Below are 17,765 nucleotides of genomic sequence, written 5' to 3'. Positions count from 1 at the left end.
CTCTCATCTCCCCCAAAAGATAATTTTTTCCTATTTTACCCCCGATACAACCAAGATCAGGATGAGGGATGAAAATTTTTGCATAGGTGAACTGCTGGTAAGAACTGCCGATGGGGATGAAACGGCATTCGCCCAAATCCACCAGCATTACTGGAATGAGATATATGCACTCGCCCTGGCATTTCTGAAATCCCCTGCCATTGCCGAGGATATTATACAGGAAGTATTTATTAAGCTCTGGCTCAAACGCACCCAGTTAACGGACATCCAGGAATTTACTCCCTACCTTATGGTAATGGTCCGTAACGAAATCATCAGCCACCTCCGTAAGGACGCTACCCGTCAAAAGCAGCTGCAACAATATATTTCCGGCGCAGCGGCCACACAGGAGCTGCCGGCCGCCTCCATCGCTGAAACCACGGCCGTCATACATTCCGCCCTGGCGCAGCTGCCGCCAAAACAACAGCAGATCTTTGCCATGAGCAGGGAGCAGGGCCTCAGTCACGAAGCCATCGCCGCGCAGACGGGCCTTTCAAAAAAAACGGTGGCCAATACCATTACCATCGCGCTGAATGCCATCCGCACCTACCTGCACCGGAACGGTTACCTGTACTGGACGGGAATCCCTTTACTGTTAAGGGCTTTCCTGATTTTTTAAAAAAACTTTACTTTTTTTCGGGACTATCAGCCTTTTGCTGCGTGGTAGTATAAAGGCCCAACCAAAATCATTGCCTTTCATGAACAAAACTTTTGAACAATTACTCGATGGCTATTTGACGGATGCTATATCCGAGCAGGAACGCTCCGCATTTTACGAAATGCTGGAAAGCCCTGCCAATGCCGCATTACTCGAAGCGGCCATAGATAGGGCCGCAAGGGAAAAAAGTTTTGCGGGCAATGAAGACCATGAGTTCCTGAGACATCAGAGCCTGGCCAGGCTGCTGGCGCGTATCCACGAAGCGCCTACATCTCCCAAAATACAAAAACTACACCCCGGCATCAGGTGGACAGCAGCAGCCGCCATTGCTGTACTGCTCACAGCCGGGTTATATTTCTGGCAGCAACATACCCAACCGGCTGCCAGGGAAATTGCCGCCAAACAGGACATCGCTGCTGTGAAAGGCAGCGCCACCCTGACCCTGGCCAACGGCGCCACCATTTCGCTGGACAGCCTGCAAAACGGCGGTACCGTCACCACGCACGGACTGCAACTCAGCATGCAAAACGGCGCGCTTTCGTATAACCCTGACCGTGATACGAAAACGGAGGTAACCTATAATACCATCAGCACCTCCAGGGGCAGGCAGTTTATCCTCTCCCTTCCGGATGGCACCACCGTTACGCTGAACGCCTCCTCTGAAATCCGGTTCCCCGTTGTATTTCCAAAGGACAAGCGGGAAGTGCAGGTAAGCGGCGAAGCCTATTTCGATATCGCGAAAAATGCCGATGCGCCTTTCATTGTTACCGCCGGCGATGTAAAGGTCCAGGTGCTGGGCACGGCCTTTAACCTGAAGGCATATTCAGACGAGCCCAATATAGCCACCACGCTGATCTCCGGCGCCGTAAGGGTAACGTCTCCCCAAAAAACAATTATACTGGAACCCGGGCAACAATCTATCACCACAGCGGACGACGATTTGCAGGTACGCCATGTGGACATCGGGGAAGCCGTTGCCTGGAAAGAAGGCCGGTTCGAATTCTACGGCAACATCAAAGACATTATGACCCAGCTGCAACGCTGGTACGATATATCAACAGTGGAATACCAGGGAGATATTGCCAGGTATGAAGTGGCAGCCACCATCTCCCGGACTAAAAAACTATCAGAAGTATTGGAGCTATTAGAGAAAACAGGGAACATTCATTTTATCATTCAGGGAAATAAGGTGATCGTAAAAAACTGACAAACATCAACCATCATAACAGAAACCGGCCCGGAGGATAAGGCCAATCCGCCAACCAACGTTTCACTATTCATTTTACCGTCTACCGATGCCATGCGGCCAGCCGCTCCGGACATCGTATGGCCCTAAACCAACACTAGCCATGAATTTAACCGCTTTGCACAAAGCTGTAAAAGGAAGACGTACGCCCCGGCACTACGTCAGCAAATTTGCATTTGCCTTTGCACTGACGATTTGCATGCTTGCAAGCGCCGGCACGTATGCCCAACGCGTCACCATGAAGGCGCAGAACGTAACGCTGGATGAAGTCTTCCGCTCGTTCAAAAAACAAACCAACTACTATTTTGTGTACAACCTGCAGGTAGTACGCCAACAGAAACGCATCAACGTAGATTTTAAACAAACCGCCCTGCAAGACGCACTGGCGGCCTGCCTCAAGGATGCGCCGCTGGAATTCGAGATCATCGAAAACACCGTGGTGATCCGCCAGCGGAAAACCAATCCCGGCAACAACGCCGCACAAACGGAGCAGCCCTTGAAAGGCCGCGTACTGGACGAAAGCGGGAAACCCATCCCCGGCGCAACAATCCTGGTGCGGGGTACCAATGTAGCCACCCTCTCCGACGGGGCCGGCAACTTCCAGCTGCGCAACGTCCCCAACGGCGCCTGGCTGGTAGTGTCCAGCATCGGGTATGAAAAGCGCGAAATGGCCGTAAACGGCAGAACGGACATGGGTAACATCTCCCTGCTGACCGCCGTTGAAAACATTAATGAAGTGGTGGTGACCACCGGCCTGTTCAAACGCCCCGTGGAAAACTTCACCGGCGTGGCTACCTCCGTAACCGGAGAACAAATGCGTACCGTCAACTCCATGAACGTATTTGACGCACTGAAGGTTTTTGACCCGGCCATGCGCATCCCGGACAATGTGCAGTTTGGAAGTGATCCGAATCGCCTTCCGCAAATCAGCCTGCGAGGTACAAACAACTTCCCCGTGCAGGGCGCGAGCAGCGGGATCCCGGCTTCCGGCGCCGACTTCATGTCCGCCTACCAAACCAATCCCAGCATGCCCCTCTTTATCCTCGACGGGTTTGAGGTGAGCCTGCAAAAAATATATGACCTGGACATCAACCGCATCGAACGGATGACGATATTAAAAGATGCGGTGGCCACCTCCGCCTATGGTTCCCGTGCTGCCAACGGCGTGATCGTGGTGGATACCAAACAGCCAAAGCCTGGCAAACTTACCGTCAATTACTCCGCTACCCTGCAGGTAACAGCGCCTGACCTTACTCCCTACCACCTGCTGAATGCGGCCGATAAGCTGGAAGTGGAAAGGCTGGCCGGCAGGTACGTTGGCTCCACGCCCAGCTTTCAGCAGGAATACGATGAAGTGTATTCCCGGCGCAGATCTGCGGTAGAAAAAGGCGTGAACACCTACTGGCTGTCGCAACCGGTACAAACGGGTGTGGGCACCCGCCAGTCCCTCTATGTAGAAGGGGGCGACCAATACCTCCGCTACGCCGTTAACTTCGGCTATACGAATAACCGCGGCGTTATGATCGGCTCCGGCCGCAAGACCTATGAAGGCGGCATGATGCTGTCCTACCGCCGCAAAAACGTGCTGGTTCGCAACCAGCTGACCGTTACCGGCAACCGCTCGGACGAATCGCCCTACGGCGCTTACTCCCAATACACCCGCCTGAATCCTTACTGGACGCCTTATGACTCCAACGGCCGCGTGCAGAAGCAACTGGACTACCTCACCACACCCGGCTATGGCGGCGGAACCCGCGTGGCTAACCCTATGTACGATGCCACCCTGGGCACCCGTACCTATTCAAAATATTTTGGATTTACCAACAATACCTTCCTGGAATGGCGCCTGCGCAACGGCTTTAAATTCACCGGTAAACTAGGTATCATCAGCCAGTCCGACCAATCGGATAAGTTCCTCCCGGCGGACCATACCAGCTTTATCAACATCGTAGATTACACCTCCCAGGCTTACCTGGAAAGGGGTAGCTATGATAAAACCAATGGCAGCTTCTTCTCCTTCGACGGAAGCGCCACGCTGGACTATAACAAAAACATTGGCGATGGCCTCTTCTTCGCTACCGTAGGGGTGGGCGCAGCAGAGCAAACCAGCCGCGCCTCCGGCATGGCCGTGAGAGGATTTCCGAATACCAACCTGGATGAGGTTTTCCTCGGAAACACCTACCTGCGCAACTCCAGGCCGAATGGTAAAAACGATATCACGCGGAGGTCGTCCATGTTCAGCAGCCTGAACTATACCTACGACCGCCGTTATATGGCCGACTTCTCCTTTAACATGGACGGCTCTACGCAGTTTGGCGCGGATAACCGCTTTGCGCCCTTCTGGGCATTGGGCCTGGGCTGGAACCTGCATGAAGAAGCGTTTATGAGCGGCCTGAAAGGCACCATCGTAGACCGGCTGAAACTGCGCGGAGGCATTGGTACCACCGGTAGCCAAACCTTCTCCCCTTACATGGCTACTTCCACCTATGCATACATTACCAGTCGCGACTACCTCGGTATGCTGGGCGCTACCCTGCTCTCCTACGGCAACCAGAACCTCCGCTGGCAGCAGACGATGAAAAAGAATATAGGCATGGACGTGTCCCTGTTGAAAGAGCGGGTGATCATCCGCCTGGATGCTTACCTGGAAACCACCAACGACCTCCTGCTGGACATCAATACCCCGCCTTCCGTGGGCGTCTCCTCCTATAAGGAGAATATCGGGAAGCTGCAAAACCGCGGCCTGGAAGGGAATATCAATGTATTCCTGATCAAGAAAGATAAGCAATCCACTTTTTGGAGTGTATTCGTGAACGGTATTCACAACAAAAATGAGATTAAGGAGATATCGAACTCCCTGCAGAAGATGAACGCCAATAATGATAAGACGGACAATAACCTGCAGACCAAGCCACAACTGCGCTTTGAGGAAGGACAGTCCGTAAACGCCATCTGGGCAGTGCGTTCCGCAGGTATTGACCCGGGTACCGGCAGGGAAATTTTCATCACTAAAAAAGGAGAGCGCACCTATACCTGGAGCGCGGCAGACAAAGTGATTGTGGGGGATGCGCTGCCAACCGTCAGCGGTAACCTGGGCACCAATGTAAGCTGGAAAGGCATACAGCTGGGCGTGTATTGCAGCTATCAATACGGCGGCAAAATGTATAACCAAACCCTGGCCGACCGCGTGGAAAACGCGGACCTCCGCTTCAACGTGGATGAGCGCGTGCTGCTGGGCAGGTGGAAAAAACCGGGCGACATCACCTACTTCAAAGGCCTGAGCGACCTGGACGGATTTCCTGTAACCAGCCCTACCCTCGCCACTTCCAGGTTCGTACAAACGAACAACTACCTGGAAATGGAAAGCTTGTCCCTCGGGTATCTTGTACCGGATAAATGGACAGCCAGGTGGCATTTTAAAAACACGAGGCTGAACCTGCAGATGAATAACCTCTTCCGCTTATCTACCATCCAGGTGGAAAGAGGACTGGACTATCCATTTGCACGCAATATCAATTTCAACATTACCACCACTTTCTAAATCACCGCTGATGACAACTATTCACCGATCAACATACTGGCTACTCCTGGTAATACTTTTCAGCACCGGCTGCAGCAAATGGCTGGATGTGAAACCTAAGACCTACGTCAACGAATCCGACCTCTGGAAAGATGAACAAGGCTTCAAAGATGCGCTGACAGGCGTTTATGTGGCTATTTCGGATACAACGCTGTATGGGAAAAACTTTACCATGGGTATGATGGACGTACTGGGTGGCAACTACGACGTTGCCAACTCCTTCCATGTTTACAACAAAGCCGGCTCCTACCAGTACACGGACGCCACTACCAAAGCCATCATCAACGAATACTGGAACAAGGGCTACAACGCCATTGCCAACCTGAATAACCTGCTGGCGAATATCGACAGCCGTAAGAGTTTGTTTGTTAATAACAATTACAACATCGTAAAAGGGGAAGCGCTGGGCCTGCGCGCACTGCTGCACTTTGACCTGCTGCGGGCGTTCGGCGGTGTGCCGGCGCTGGGACTGGATAAAAAGAGTATTCCTTATGTGACCCAGTTTTCCATGACAGTAAAGCCCAACCTCACCATGAACGAGGTGCTGGACGCCTGCCTGAAGGACCTGCTTACGGCAAGGGACCTGCTGGCCGTGTACCAGCAGGTCAACTACGGCATTGAAGACCTGTTTTTATCGCATACCCGTAACCACATGAATTACTGGGCGGTGACCGGTCTGATGGCCCGCATCTACCTGTATAAAAATGACCTGGAAAATGCGTATAAAATGGCCAAAGCCGTAATTGACGGAGGCAGATTCAATTTCATTGATGTAAGCTCCGTAAGTACCACCTACCCTAACCGCCTGTTTTCGCCAGAGCATTTGTTCGCCGTCTATTCGGCCAACCAGGAAAGTATCAATGCCAGCTTATTCAAAAGCAGCGCGGGCACCAACAATGTGCTCACCAACAAAACTACTTTCATCAATACGCTTTTTGAAATCGCTTCCGGAGGCAGTACGGATTACAGGTACCTCTACCTCTGGAAAACGGAAGGCAGCAGTTCCACCAAATATCCCGCAAAGTATTGGATGGACGACCTGCTGAACGGTAACGGCAACTCCATCCGCCGGGTGCCTGTCCTGAGATATTCAGAGATGTTCTACATTGCCGCAGAAGCCACAGCCAGCCTGACGGAGAAAACGACGCTGCTGAACCAGGTACGCCAGAAACGCGGCCTGCCGTTGCTGGCTAACAACCTCACCGCCGAGCAGCTGGACAACGAAATCTTCAAGGAATACCGCAAAGAATTCTACCAGGAAGGGCAGCTGTTCTTCTACTACAAACGCAAGAACAGCGCGCAGATAGCCGGATCGGGAATTGCCGGCAGCCCGGCCGTATATGTATTGCCTATCCCTGACGATGAAATTGAATTCAACCACGGCTAAACTTATTAACATGCAACGATTACTATATCTATTTTCATTGATCATCCTTTTTGGAGCATGTAAAAAAGAAGCCTTACAGGCATACAGCTCCACTGCGCTGGTGTACTTCTACGAAGCGGCGCGCAACAAAACCATTACGGATGACAGCACTACCTTCTCCTTCGCGGTAATGCCGGCGACGGTACAATCGGACACCATCTACCTGCCGCTGCGCATTATTGGAGAAGCTGCCAAAACTGACCGCCAGGTGGGCTGCGAGCTGATCGCGGAGTCCTCCATCGCGGATGCTTCCTGCTACGAAATACTGCCGGCCATTATCCCGGCCAACAGCTATACCGGCGCCATTCCCGTAAAAGTGAACAGGATGCCGGTGTTGAAAACGAAGGAAATGCGCCTCTGGATACGGATTATCAATTCGCCGGATTTCAAAACAGGGGTCAGCGACCAGTTGAAGTACCTGATACGGCTAAACGATTTCCTCTCCAAGCCTTCCAGCTGGCGGGATAACCTTTTCGGTAAATACAGCAATGTGAAATTCGACCTGATCATCAAAGCCACCGGGGTGGTGGATTATACGGGCCTCGATTATATCACGGAAAGGAATTTATTACAACAGTGCCGCAACGCGCTCTATGTCTATGAAAATGAGCATGGGATATTGTATGATGAAAACGGAGAACCGGTAGTGTTCCAATAATTAAAAACGAATATTATGACACGTCAGTTATACAATTGCTTATGCCTGCTGCTCATCGTGCTGACAGGCTGTTATAAGGACAAGGGCAATTACGATCTGCATCCGATCAACGAATTAACGATTACCAGCACCACGCCGGATACTATACTATTCAACCAGTTTGACCGGATTAAAGTAAAGGTAGATATTGCCCAGACGATACCGGGAGAAGAATATAGCTACCGCTGGACTGCCTACTCGTACCTGAACGTAGGCCGTACCAATGATACGCTGGGATTTGGGACTGCCATTGATACGATTGTAAGGGTAAACCCGGGCGACTACTACCTCCTGTTTGCCGCTACTGGCAAGAAAACCGGTATCACTACCTTCAAAAAATTCTTTATGCGCGTATCCAGTATTTACAGCGAAGGATGGATTGTGCTGGACGGGGAAGGAAGCGACCAGCAGTTATCCCTCATACGGCCGGATGGCAGTATCATGCGGAATGTGTATCAAACCGCGAACGGGGAAAACCTGCCTGCCAACGGTTTCCGCGTACGGGTGCTCAATACCTACCTGGGAGACCAGGACGTTTTTCTGCTGACTAAAAACGGCGGGGTATCCATGGACTACATCTCCTTCAGGAAGCAGCTGAATTACCAAAACTGGTTCTTCCAGGCGCCTGAAACCATTGCTCCTTCCAATATTTTTTACAATAAGCTGGGCGTTGCAGGATTTCTCATTAACAACGGGAAAGTGCATTACATCCCTTTCTCCTATACCGGCCCACGCCGCTATGGCGCGCCGCTGGAAGGGGACTATGTAATTTCTCCCCATGTATTCCCGATGATGAGCAGCGACAATGCCATCTTCTTTGACACCAAATACCAGCGCTTCCTCACGCATGGCAATGGTAAGCTCACCCCGCTGATCAGCCCTGCCGGCTCTGCATTTGACCTGGCCAACGTGGGTAAAACGTTGGTGTATGCCGGGGAAAGCAATAACGACTTTCATAATTGCCTCTTCAAGGACAATAACGCGGATAAGTATTATGTCTATCGTATTAACACTTCTGCTGCCAACATTGCTGCAGAAAAGTATGAGGTGGCAGATGCGCCTGAAATAAAGGACGCTAAATTTTTCGCGTCCTCGGGCATCTACCTGCAAATCTATTATGCGGTCGGTAACAGGATTTACCTGCTGGATATCCCGGCACAAAAAGCAAGGCTGGTGTACACCTTCCCCGCTGGCGTACAGATCACCGCCATGCGGTTGAAAATGGCCCAGGGCCTGCTGATCCAGTACCCGGATAATAACCGCACCATTACTGTAGGCGCCCTGGAAAATAATGAGGGGAAAGTATATTCCTTCTCCATTTCCAACACCGGCGATTTTGTAAACAACACCTATTCAAAGGTCTATACCGGCTTCAAAAAAGTCATAGACCTGGAATATAAAAACCGAAAATAATGCGTGCAAAAATTATAACTACGGTGCTGGCACTCGCATTGGCGACTACCGCCTGTGCCCAGCTGAAAGACAGGTCTACCGATCCTTATTACCCGCAGTACAGGACCATAAACCATGTGCCGGACAGCATTAATAAAGTAGTGGACAGTATTATCAAAGCCAACATAGCCACCTTCCAGCAGGATACGGCCCTAAAAGCGGCCGTGGTACGGCAGCTGGGCATGGCGGGCCGCATCCGTACGGGCAATGATTCCATTTTCCTCCGCCAATACCCGGGTTCCATGATTAGCTATGACATTGTACGCCAAAGGCTGGGTAGTACCAATGAGCCGGAAAAGATTTACGCTGCCCTGAAGCAGCTCTCCCCTTCAGTGATGAAATCAGCGGAGGTAAAGGCTTACCTGGCGGAAGTGGAGAAAATGCAGGTAGTGGCAATCGGGAAAATGGCGCCGGTATTCAGCCTGCGGGATACTTCCGGGAAGCTGGTCAGCCTGCAGGACTTCCGGGGCCAATACGTGCTGATTGATTTCTGGGCAAGCTGGTGTGGGCCCTGCCGGGCGGAGAATCCGCATGTGGTGGCGGCTTATCAGAAATATCACACGAGGAACTTCACAGTGCTGGGAGTTAGCCTGGATAAGGAAGATGGTAAAGCCGCCTGGCTGGCCGCCATTCAGAAAGATGGACTAACGTGGACGCATGTATCGGAGCTGAAGTGGTGGAAAGGTGAAGTGTCTAAAAAATATTTTGTAACCGGCATTCCGCAAAACTTCCTGGTCGACCCGCAGGGCAGGATCGTAGCCCGCAACCTGCGCGGACAGCGCCTGCTGGACGAACTGGAAACCATCTTAAATAAAAAATCATAAACCAACCATTATGAAGAAATTAATATCCATCGCCCTGTTATCCGCCTGCGGGTACCTGCCTGCCTATGCTCAGGCGCCGGGAGGGCCGGCCGCCAGGAAGCCCAATATGATGCAGGAGATTTTCAGGCAGGTGACCCCGATTGAAAACGCAACCAATGCGGATACGGCGAAAGCGCTGTTTGAGCAGATGCTGGCGAAATACCCGGAAAAGGACTACCCGGATTACGCCAACCTCTATCAGCTGGCCCGTGCGATGCTGGTTAGTAAAATGATAGCAGCAGGTACGCCAGGCGCGCTGGATACCTTTGCTGCCATACCTTCCGGGCTTATCCGCCGGCAGTTTGTAAGGCCTACGGCGAATACGCTGATCAAAAAAGGCAGAACGGCTGATGCTGAAAAGCTGTACCTGGAGGACCTTGCAAAGGCCCGGGGGAAAGACAGCAGTGATTATTACACTTTCAGTATAGGCTATGCGGCGTTGTTATATGATACCAAGCGTTATCCTGCCGCCTATGATTATATGGCACCCGCGTACCGGCTGCATTATGTGAATAACAACAAGGACATGACTACTTACGCGAAGATCCTGCTGGAAAACAAAAAGACGGATAGCGCCTTGGCGGTCCTGCAAGATATGGTCAAGGATGGCCGCAGCGATGAGGATACCCGTCAGTTATTCAGGAAAGCCTGGAAAGCGGCCGGCAGGAAACCATCCAACCTGGATGCGCTCCTGGCCTCATATTCAGGTGGTTTAAGGGATAAGCTCCAGGGGGAGATAGCTCACGCGGATACTAATTATGTGGCCCCGGAATTCGAGCTGGTGGACCTTAACGGTAAGCCGTGGAAGCTGGCTGACCTAAAGGGCAAAATTGTGGTATTGGATTTTTGGGCCACCTGGTGTGGCCCCTGCGTAGGGTCGTTCCCGTTAATGCAGGCGGCGGCGGATAAATATAAGGGGAAAGCTGTTTTTCTTTTTATTAACTGCTGGGAGAAAAAAACCGATCCGGCGGAGCGCCGTAACCTGGTGGCCAAATTCATACGGGATAACAAATACCGTTTTGACGTGCTGCTGGATGAGCCACTGGCGGATAACCAGGGGGCAAAGGTGGCTGCCGGTTATAAGGTAAAAGGCATCCCGGCTAAGTTTATCATTGATAAGACCGGCCGTGTAAGGTACCGGCTGAGCGGCTTTTCCGGGAACTTCGATGCTTCCATGACGGAGCTGGACCTGATGCTGGAAAAGTTATTATAACCCTATCCTGTTAATTACTGTAAATGGGCCTCCCCGGATAATCCGGTGGAGGCCCTGGTTATTATGAGGGGATGAAAACAGGTTATAATGCATTGCATGCAACGGGTGCATGGAAACAGTGTCCTTATTGATGATTGGAAAAAATTGGGGTTAACGATGGAAAATGGAGGGTTAAATTTCAAATGAAACGGAATATTATCCCGACGGAACAGCTTTAACACCTGCTTAGCCGCAAATCCACGGATGGATTTGCGACATTTGGAAGGGTTTTCCGGCAGGGTATTTTGAGGGATAAAACTTCAGTGGATGTAATGCTGTACATGAATTATAATAATATTTTATATATTCAAAATAGGCGATATCATTATTTTAAACAGTCATTTTCTTTCCAACTGCGTTATAAAAAAGCTAATGCAAAACATAAAGTGCTCCCGACAAATAATTAATTTATGAATTGTTTCTTTTTCTTATTTTGGTTACAAAGCACGAAAGAATTTAGTATCCATGAAATATTATTCGACCAATGTCCATAACGGCTAGACATAACGCAGCTACTTCGGAAACGAAGCAAGGTAATTGGCTGATGCGATGGATCACTTCCGGGGCTTTTGACAAATTTTATACACCCCGGGTCAGCGTCATAGCCCATATTCTTATGTGGTTATTAATCTATATATTACAGACTGTAACTGTACGCTCTACCTTTAATGAGCCCTGGATTGTTTGCCAGGCGTTCTCTTTCCGGAATGTGATAGTGGTAGCTTTCGGCTTTTACTGGATCATGTACCTGGTTGTGCCTGCTTTTATTGTAAAGGGAAGGTACATTCCCGGAATTATTCTCCTGTTGGTTCCTTATCTTGCCTTCCAGATAATAAATTATTATTCCACCGTTTTTATTGTTAACCATTTAAACATTACCACACCCAGCGTGCGAACTATAACCCAGGGGATTGTTGCCGACGGGGCTTTCGGCAAAAACGCCATGCACCGCCTGTTCAGGGGGAGCTGGGGTTACACCTCTTCCATTGCGCCCTGCATCGTTGCAAAACTGGTATTGGATATTATCCGGCATATAACCCGTACTTTGCGCCTGGAAAAGGACAGGTTGGATATGGAATTGAATTTCTTGAAGTCGCAGCTGAATCCCCATTTCCTTTTCAATACGCTGAATAATATTTATATGCTGTCTTTGAAAGGTGCGGAACAGGCGTCGGACCTTATCCTGCATTTATCGGAGATGATGCGCTATACCTTATACGATTCTGATATGCCGCTGGTAGAATTACAGGATGATGTAGCATTTCTTAAAAATTACACCGAACTGGAAAGGGTGCGTTATGGCGCCAAAGCAATTATTATATTTGAATATAATGAGGAGGAGGTAGGAAATCAGCTGATCAGTCCTTTACTCATGTTTCCGTTTGTGGAAAATGCGTTTAAGTACAGTCACGTGGGGAACGACGGTAAGTGTCACGTATCCATTAAAATCAGGGCCAACGGACCTCTTCTTACCATGAGTGTAATTAACAGTAAGAACAGTGTGAACAATGTTCCAAAGGAAGTAGGCGGCATCGGCCAGGCCAATTCCCGGAAACGGCTGGAATTGCTGTACCCCGGCAAGCATAAACTGGACATTCGGGATGAGGTGGATACGTACTCAGTGACCCTATCGTTAAATCTTAATTAAAGTAATAAATGGAGCAGCAGATCAGATGTCTGGTAGTAGACGATGAACCATTTGCCAGAGAATTAATGACAACCTATATCAGCAAGGTGCCGCAGCTGGAGCTGGTGGCCACCTGTGAAAATGCACTGGAAGCACTCGAAATTTTGCAGCAACAATCCATTGACCTGTTGTTTACCGACATTAGAATGCCCAATATCAACGGCGTGGAAATGATCAAATCGCTCTCGCACATTCCCCTGGTGATATTTACCACTGCCAGCAGGGACTATGCCGTGGAGGGATTTGAACTGGATGTGGTGGATTACCTGATGAAACCCTTCGGATTCGACCGTTTGCTGAAGGCGATTAACAAAGCCAAAGCTATCCTACAACAAAGGAAGTTACCCGCACCCGTTGCCCCCCAGAAGGAGAAAAGCGCTCCTTCCACCTACATGTTCGTCAAAGATGGCCAGAAGCTGAGTAAGGTCATTTTCGACGATATTTATTACGTGGAAGGGATGAAGGATTACATTAAGATTGTAACCTCCCGGGAAACGCATATCATTTATCAGCGGATGAAGCATATGGAAGACCTGCTGCCCGAAAGCCAGTTCATCAGGGTGCATAAGTCTTACATCGTACAGCTGAACGCCATCAAGAACATCATTGGTAATACAGCAGAACTAATTAATAATCATACGATTATCATTTCAAAGCAATATAAATCCGAGTTAAACAAACGCCTCGGCATCACCACGGACGCCAAGGATGAAGAAGAGTAGTTTGCCCGATTCCCGCCATTTGAACTAATCAGCCCGGACTATACATTCGTCGTGCATAGCTGCTATTTGGTCTAAAAGAAAATGTACTGTAGCAGAACATCGGCATTTTTGTCTACAACCAAATGCCCGTATCTCCATGAACAAACACATGCTGACTTCCAATGCCCAACCAGCGCTTGAATTGCGTAAAGAAATTGTAGCCAAAGCGGATGCTGATACAGTCAACAATCTTTCCATAAAGAAGAATCAGCTGTTGCAACACCGCACCAGCTCAAGTACTGTTGATACTTCCGGTAGCGGTTTACCCACCGTTTCGCTGTCTACCATAGTCCTGTACCATAACTAATCCCGTTGTTGAGGTGAGAGAGATGCCATACCGTTGTGCAATAGTAGATGACGAGCCCCTTGCGGTAGAATTGCTCAGTAGCTATCTGAACAAAATGGACCACATGGAGCTCGTTATCGCTACTGATAAGCTGCAGGATGTTTCGGAGCTTATCAGATCCAGGGAGATAGACCTTATCCTGCTGGATGTGAATATCTATGGCAGGCAAACTACAGGCCTCAGTCAACTTTTAAAAAACACGGATTGCAGCTTCATTGTAGTAACTGCCTATCCGCTGGCCAGTTTGGGAGATCTTCCGTTGGGAGGGCGCCACGGATACCTGCCCAAACCGGTGAGTTTCTCTAAATTCAGGGACCAGGTCACCAAAATGCTGAAATTGGCCTGACTGGGATATTGAAAAGGTGCAACATTTCGTCGTAGAAAAAGCAGCGTTGGTCGAAAAGATATCTATGTAGGTAAAGATGTTAGCACCTTGTATCTTAAATAAAAGACATGCACGATCGCTTAGGGATGCCGCAGGTTAAGTCTTTCGATTTTTATCTACTAAGGATGCCGCTTTTGTCCTACAACACTATTAAATCCCTTCATACCGGAAATAAGCGTGATGTAGCTGCAATATCGGCAGCATTAAAGGAAATATACCGGCAGCCATTGCTGCAGGAAGCTATATATCTGGCCAGCCAGGAGTTACATAAAAGTCTGCTGGAATGGTTAAGCGGTACAACAGTACTCAGGCCGCACAAAGAACAAAAACTGGTACTAACCCTATATAAATACTTATTGAGAATGAGTGTCCGTTGTACACCATATGGTTTATTTGCAGGCTGTTCTACCGGTAGCATCACAGATGCGCCGACTGCTATTACCATAGACGGCGCCGCCCCTCATAAAAAAGCAAAGATCGACATGCATTGCCTGTCCGTCATTGCAGATCAACTGGCCGCAGACCAGGAGATCGCCTCCGTACTGACTTTCCTGCCCAACAGCAGCATCTACCGGGTAGGCAATACGTACCGTTACTACGAATACCATATCAAAGACAATAAAAGACACTTTTTTCTCAGTAGTTTCTCCCATAACATCTATCTAGAGAAAATCCTATCTACCGCCAGTAATGGCGCATCCATCCAACAGCTTACTGCTGTACTCATGGATCTTTCTATCACTGCTGATGAAGCCAAAAGCTTCATCAGCATGCTGGTGGAAAACCAAATACTAGTTTCGGCCTTTCATCCTACGTTAACAGGTCCGGATTATATGAGTACGATCGCGGCCAGGCTTGCATCCAAAGGCGTGAAAACTCCTTGGCAGCAACTGTTGACAGAGGCACACCAGCATTTGGTTGCTTATGAGAAAAGAAATGAACCTTATAATGTTATAGGAGAACTACTGCAGAAAGTTAGTCCGGGCCTGCTCAACAAGGACCTTGTTGTGGCGGACCTGTTCCATGAAACACCTGCCAATAACCTCCACCACAAGGTTATAGACACCATTGCACAAACCCTTAGCGAATTAACCGCCCTCAATATCGCCACGGAAGACCCGGAACTGGCTACCTTCAAAAAGAAGTTCCAGGACCGGTACGACGGTAAGGCAATGCCGCTGATGACGGCGCTGGACAGCGAAAACGGGATTGGTTTTGGCATCGTGAGCGGTGACCAGGCCAATTACACCCCCGTTATCGATGACCTTGTTCTTCCCGCTGCCCCTACTTTCAACCAAAATCCATGGACCAATCACCATCAGCTGGTCCTGAGAAAATTTGCGGAGGCGCAGCAACATCGTTTAGCCGAGATCGTGCTGACAGCGGAGGACTTACAGGAAGCGGCCCCGGAAAATCCGATGAGCCTGCCGGTTACTTCCACCGCCCTCGGTACCCTCCTGGCCGGTAGTGCCAGCCAGCTGGATGAAGGCAACTTCCGGTTTCTCCTGAAAACCTGCAGCGGCCCATCCGCCCTGCACCTCATGGGGCGCTTCGGCGCTTCCAGCGAAACGCTGGCCGAACACATGCGGGAGATAGCCGCTTATGAAAAAACGATGATGGGCGACAAAATAATCGCCGAAATCGTGCATCTTCCACAAGGCCGCAGCGGAAATGTGTTATTACGCCCGAGGCTATACGATTACGAAATTCCATTCCTCGGTACTTCTTCCGTGGACAGGGAATTCCAGATACCTGTCAGCGACATTTACGTAAATGTTGTGGACAACAAGATCATCCTGTTTAGCAAAACCCTTCAAAAGGAAATTATACCGCGGCTCACCAGCGCGCATAACTTCACCAACAGCCTCAGCGTTTACAAATTCCTCTGTGCGATGCAAAGCCAGCAGGGAAGCCTGAACCTGGTCTGGGACTGGAACGTCCTCCGGGACCTCCCCTACCTGCCACGGGTAAGGTATAAGGAAGTTATACTACGCCGCGCCCAATGGCGCCTGCAAACGAAAGCATTACTCCGGGAAGGTGGAGATGAGCAACAACAGCTCTCCCATCTCCTTGAAAAAAATAATATACCTGACAAGGTAATCCTTGCGGAGGCCGACAATGAACTGTTCCTCGACCTGTCTTGCGTACTGGCGCAGGAACTGCTGCTCACCTACCTCAAAAAAGGAGATGTAACCCTGTATGAGGCATTCCTGGAAGAAGAGCATCTCTTCATCCGGTCCGAATCAGGCGCTTACTGCAATGAAATGATCGTTCCGCTCTATAACAGCGCGTATTCGCAAAGCGGCACGGCCATTCCTGAAAATGAGCCTATGGCCGTTCAGCGGGCGTTCAGTCCCGGCTCCGAATGGTTGTATGCAAAAATTTACTGCGGCCCAAAATGGGCAGATAAACTCCTGACAACAGCCGTTTATCCCATCGTTAAACAGCTGGAACAGGAGGGCATCCTGGATCAATGGTTCTTTGTCCGCTATGCGGATACCGGCAATCACCTCCGCGTCCGCTTCCACCTGACGGCTCCGGAGCAAAGCCAAACCGTCATCCGGGAGGTCAACCGGGCCTTCCAGGAGTATATAGACGAGGATATTGTCCATAAGATCCAGTTCGATACCTATATCCGCGAGCTGGAACGCTATGGCGCCGATACCATGGAGCTCTGCGAGCAACTCTTTTACCACGGCAGCGAGCTGGTACTGGAACTGCTCCCGCATATCCAGAGCGGCAACCAGGAGTTTTACCGGTGGATATTTGCCGTAAAAGCGACGGATGTTATGCTGGAAAGCTTCGGTTATACCGTAAAGCAGAAGATCGAATTGCTCAGCCTGTTGCGTGACAGCCTGTTCAGGGAATTTAACGGCAACGGCGACTTCCAGTTTCAGCTGAACAATAAGTTCAGGGACAACCAGCAGGCCATTGCCGGCATACTGGACGAATCGGCTACGGCGCTGCCAATGGCCGGCCTGCTTTATGAACAGTTCAGCCATTACGGTACTGCAATAAAAAATATTTGTACAGAAATACGGATCATTTGCGGAAAATCCCATCCGGGACGCACGCAAAAGTTAACCGGTGACTGCCTCCATATGATGCTTAACAGGTTTTTCCTGGCCAGTCCTCGTTTACACGAACTGGTTACCTACCATTGCCTGGTCAGGCATTATACGGCGGTACTGGCCAAACAAAAGACTAGTTTCAATTTGCGAAACTTAATGATTTAGGATAAAATAGAATAGTTGGTAATTAAAAAAGGGTGCATCATTCTTGTGAAGTGCCCCCAAAAAGTTAGACACTTTTTGGGGGCACTTTTATGGATAAAAGAATAAAATACAGTTCATCGCAAAAGTTAATAATAGTC

Annotated in this window: 13 protein-coding genes; all 13 read left to right on the top strand. The window is 49.8% G+C overall.

Annotated elements, in window-relative coordinates:
* Positions 1–61: 61 nt before the first annotated feature.
* The 13 genes from BOC67_RS20440 to BOC67_RS20380 all read left to right on the top strand — a co-directional run bounded on the left by BOC67_RS20440 (position 62) and on the right by BOC67_RS20380 (position 17,628).
* Entirely contained in the window at positions 62–658 is a 597-nt protein-coding gene (locus tag BOC67_RS20440) for an RNA polymerase sigma factor (RefSeq protein WP_291912981.1), read from the top strand.
* Positions 659–737: 79 nt separating this feature from the next.
* Positions 738–1,904, top strand: coding sequence for a FecR domain-containing protein (locus BOC67_RS20435; protein ID WP_291912980.1), 1,167 nt, complete (start codon positions 738–740; stop codon positions 1,902–1,904).
* 142 nt (positions 1,905–2,046) lie between these two features.
* Complete coding sequence (locus tag BOC67_RS20430) at positions 2,047–5,484, top strand: SusC/RagA family TonB-linked outer membrane protein (RefSeq protein ID WP_291912978.1); 3,438 nt, start codon at positions 2,047–2,049, stop codon at positions 5,482–5,484.
* A gap of 10 nt (positions 5,485–5,494) precedes the next feature.
* On the top strand, positions 5,495–6,910 hold the full coding sequence (locus tag BOC67_RS20425) for a RagB/SusD family nutrient uptake outer membrane protein (RefSeq protein WP_291912976.1): 1,416 nt from the start codon (positions 5,495–5,497) through the stop codon (positions 6,908–6,910).
* Between the two features lie 10 nt (positions 6,911–6,920).
* On the top strand, positions 6,921–7,607 hold the full coding sequence (locus BOC67_RS20420; RefSeq protein WP_291912973.1) for a DUF4843 domain-containing protein: 687 nt from the start codon (positions 6,921–6,923) through the stop codon (positions 7,605–7,607).
* 15 nt (positions 7,608–7,622) lie between these two features.
* Positions 7,623–9,059, top strand: coding sequence for a PKD-like family lipoprotein (locus BOC67_RS20415; protein ID WP_291912971.1), 1,437 nt, complete (start codon positions 7,623–7,625; stop codon positions 9,057–9,059).
* Positions 9,059–9,922 carry a peroxiredoxin gene (locus tag BOC67_RS20410; protein ID WP_291912969.1) on the top strand — a complete coding sequence of 288 codons (864 nt, stop codon included), beginning with the start codon at positions 9,059–9,061 and terminating at the stop codon, positions 9,920–9,922. The genes BOC67_RS20415 and BOC67_RS20410 overlap by 1 nt, the downstream gene beginning before the upstream one ends.
* A 10-nt stretch (positions 9,923–9,932) precedes the next feature.
* Entirely contained in the window at positions 9,933–11,174 is a 1,242-nt protein-coding gene (locus BOC67_RS20405) for a redoxin domain-containing protein (protein ID WP_291912967.1), read from the top strand.
* A 928-nt stretch (positions 11,175–12,102) separates the two neighbouring features.
* Entirely contained in the window at positions 12,103–12,861 is a 759-nt protein-coding gene (locus BOC67_RS20400) for a sensor histidine kinase (RefSeq protein WP_291912965.1), read from the top strand.
* Positions 12,862–12,869: 8 nt separating this feature from the next.
* Positions 12,870–13,622, top strand: coding sequence for a LytTR family DNA-binding domain-containing protein (locus BOC67_RS20395; protein ID WP_291912963.1), 753 nt, complete (start codon positions 12,870–12,872; stop codon positions 13,620–13,622).
* A gap of 136 nt (positions 13,623–13,758) precedes the next feature.
* A complete protein-coding gene (locus tag BOC67_RS20390) occupies positions 13,759–13,968 on the top strand; it encodes a hypothetical protein (RefSeq protein ID WP_291912961.1) in 210 nt (69 codons plus the stop codon).
* 22 nt (positions 13,969–13,990) lie between these two features.
* Positions 13,991–14,353 carry a response regulator gene (locus BOC67_RS20385; protein WP_291913280.1) on the top strand — a complete coding sequence of 121 codons (363 nt, stop codon included), beginning with the start codon at positions 13,991–13,993 and terminating at the stop codon, positions 14,351–14,353.
* A 107-nt stretch (positions 14,354–14,460) separates the two neighbouring features.
* On the top strand, positions 14,461–17,628 hold the full coding sequence (locus tag BOC67_RS20380; protein WP_367115582.1) for a lantibiotic dehydratase: 3,168 nt from the start codon (positions 14,461–14,463) through the stop codon (positions 17,626–17,628).
* Positions 17,629–17,765 lie beyond the last annotated feature (137 nt).

It is taken from the genome of Chitinophaga sp. CB10, from assembly GCA_001870995.2.
Taxonomy (GTDB): domain Bacteria; phylum Bacteroidota; class Bacteroidia; order Chitinophagales; family Chitinophagaceae; genus Chitinophaga.
This window is presented reverse-complemented; position numbering and strand designations above follow the sequence as displayed.

Coding starts and splice junctions, on each gene's coding strand:
- BOC67_RS20440 (WP_291912981.1), top strand. CDS start 62: ATGAGGGATGAAAATTTTTGCATAGGTGAACTGCTGGTAAGAACTGCC.
- BOC67_RS20435 (WP_291912980.1), top strand. CDS start 738: ATGAACAAAACTTTTGAACAATTACTCGATGGCTATTTGACGGATGCT.
- BOC67_RS20430 (WP_291912978.1), top strand. CDS start 2,047: ATGAATTTAACCGCTTTGCACAAAGCTGTAAAAGGAAGACGTACGCCC.
- BOC67_RS20425 (WP_291912976.1), top strand. CDS start 5,495: ATGACAACTATTCACCGATCAACATACTGGCTACTCCTGGTAATACTT.
- BOC67_RS20420 (WP_291912973.1), top strand. CDS start 6,921: ATGCAACGATTACTATATCTATTTTCATTGATCATCCTTTTTGGAGCA.
- BOC67_RS20415 (WP_291912971.1), top strand. CDS start 7,623: ATGACACGTCAGTTATACAATTGCTTATGCCTGCTGCTCATCGTGCTG.
- BOC67_RS20410 (WP_291912969.1), top strand. CDS start 9,059: ATGCGTGCAAAAATTATAACTACGGTGCTGGCACTCGCATTGGCGACT.
- BOC67_RS20405 (WP_291912967.1), top strand. CDS start 9,933: ATGAAGAAATTAATATCCATCGCCCTGTTATCCGCCTGCGGGTACCTG.
- BOC67_RS20395 (WP_291912963.1), top strand. CDS start 12,870: ATGGAGCAGCAGATCAGATGTCTGGTAGTAGACGATGAACCATTTGCC.
- BOC67_RS20390 (WP_291912961.1), top strand. CDS start 13,759: ATGAACAAACACATGCTGACTTCCAATGCCCAACCAGCGCTTGAATTG.
- BOC67_RS20385 (WP_291913280.1), top strand. CDS start 13,991: ATGCCATACCGTTGTGCAATAGTAGATGACGAGCCCCTTGCGGTAGAA.
- BOC67_RS20380 (WP_367115582.1), top strand. CDS start 14,461: ATGCACGATCGCTTAGGGATGCCGCAGGTTAAGTCTTTCGATTTTTAT.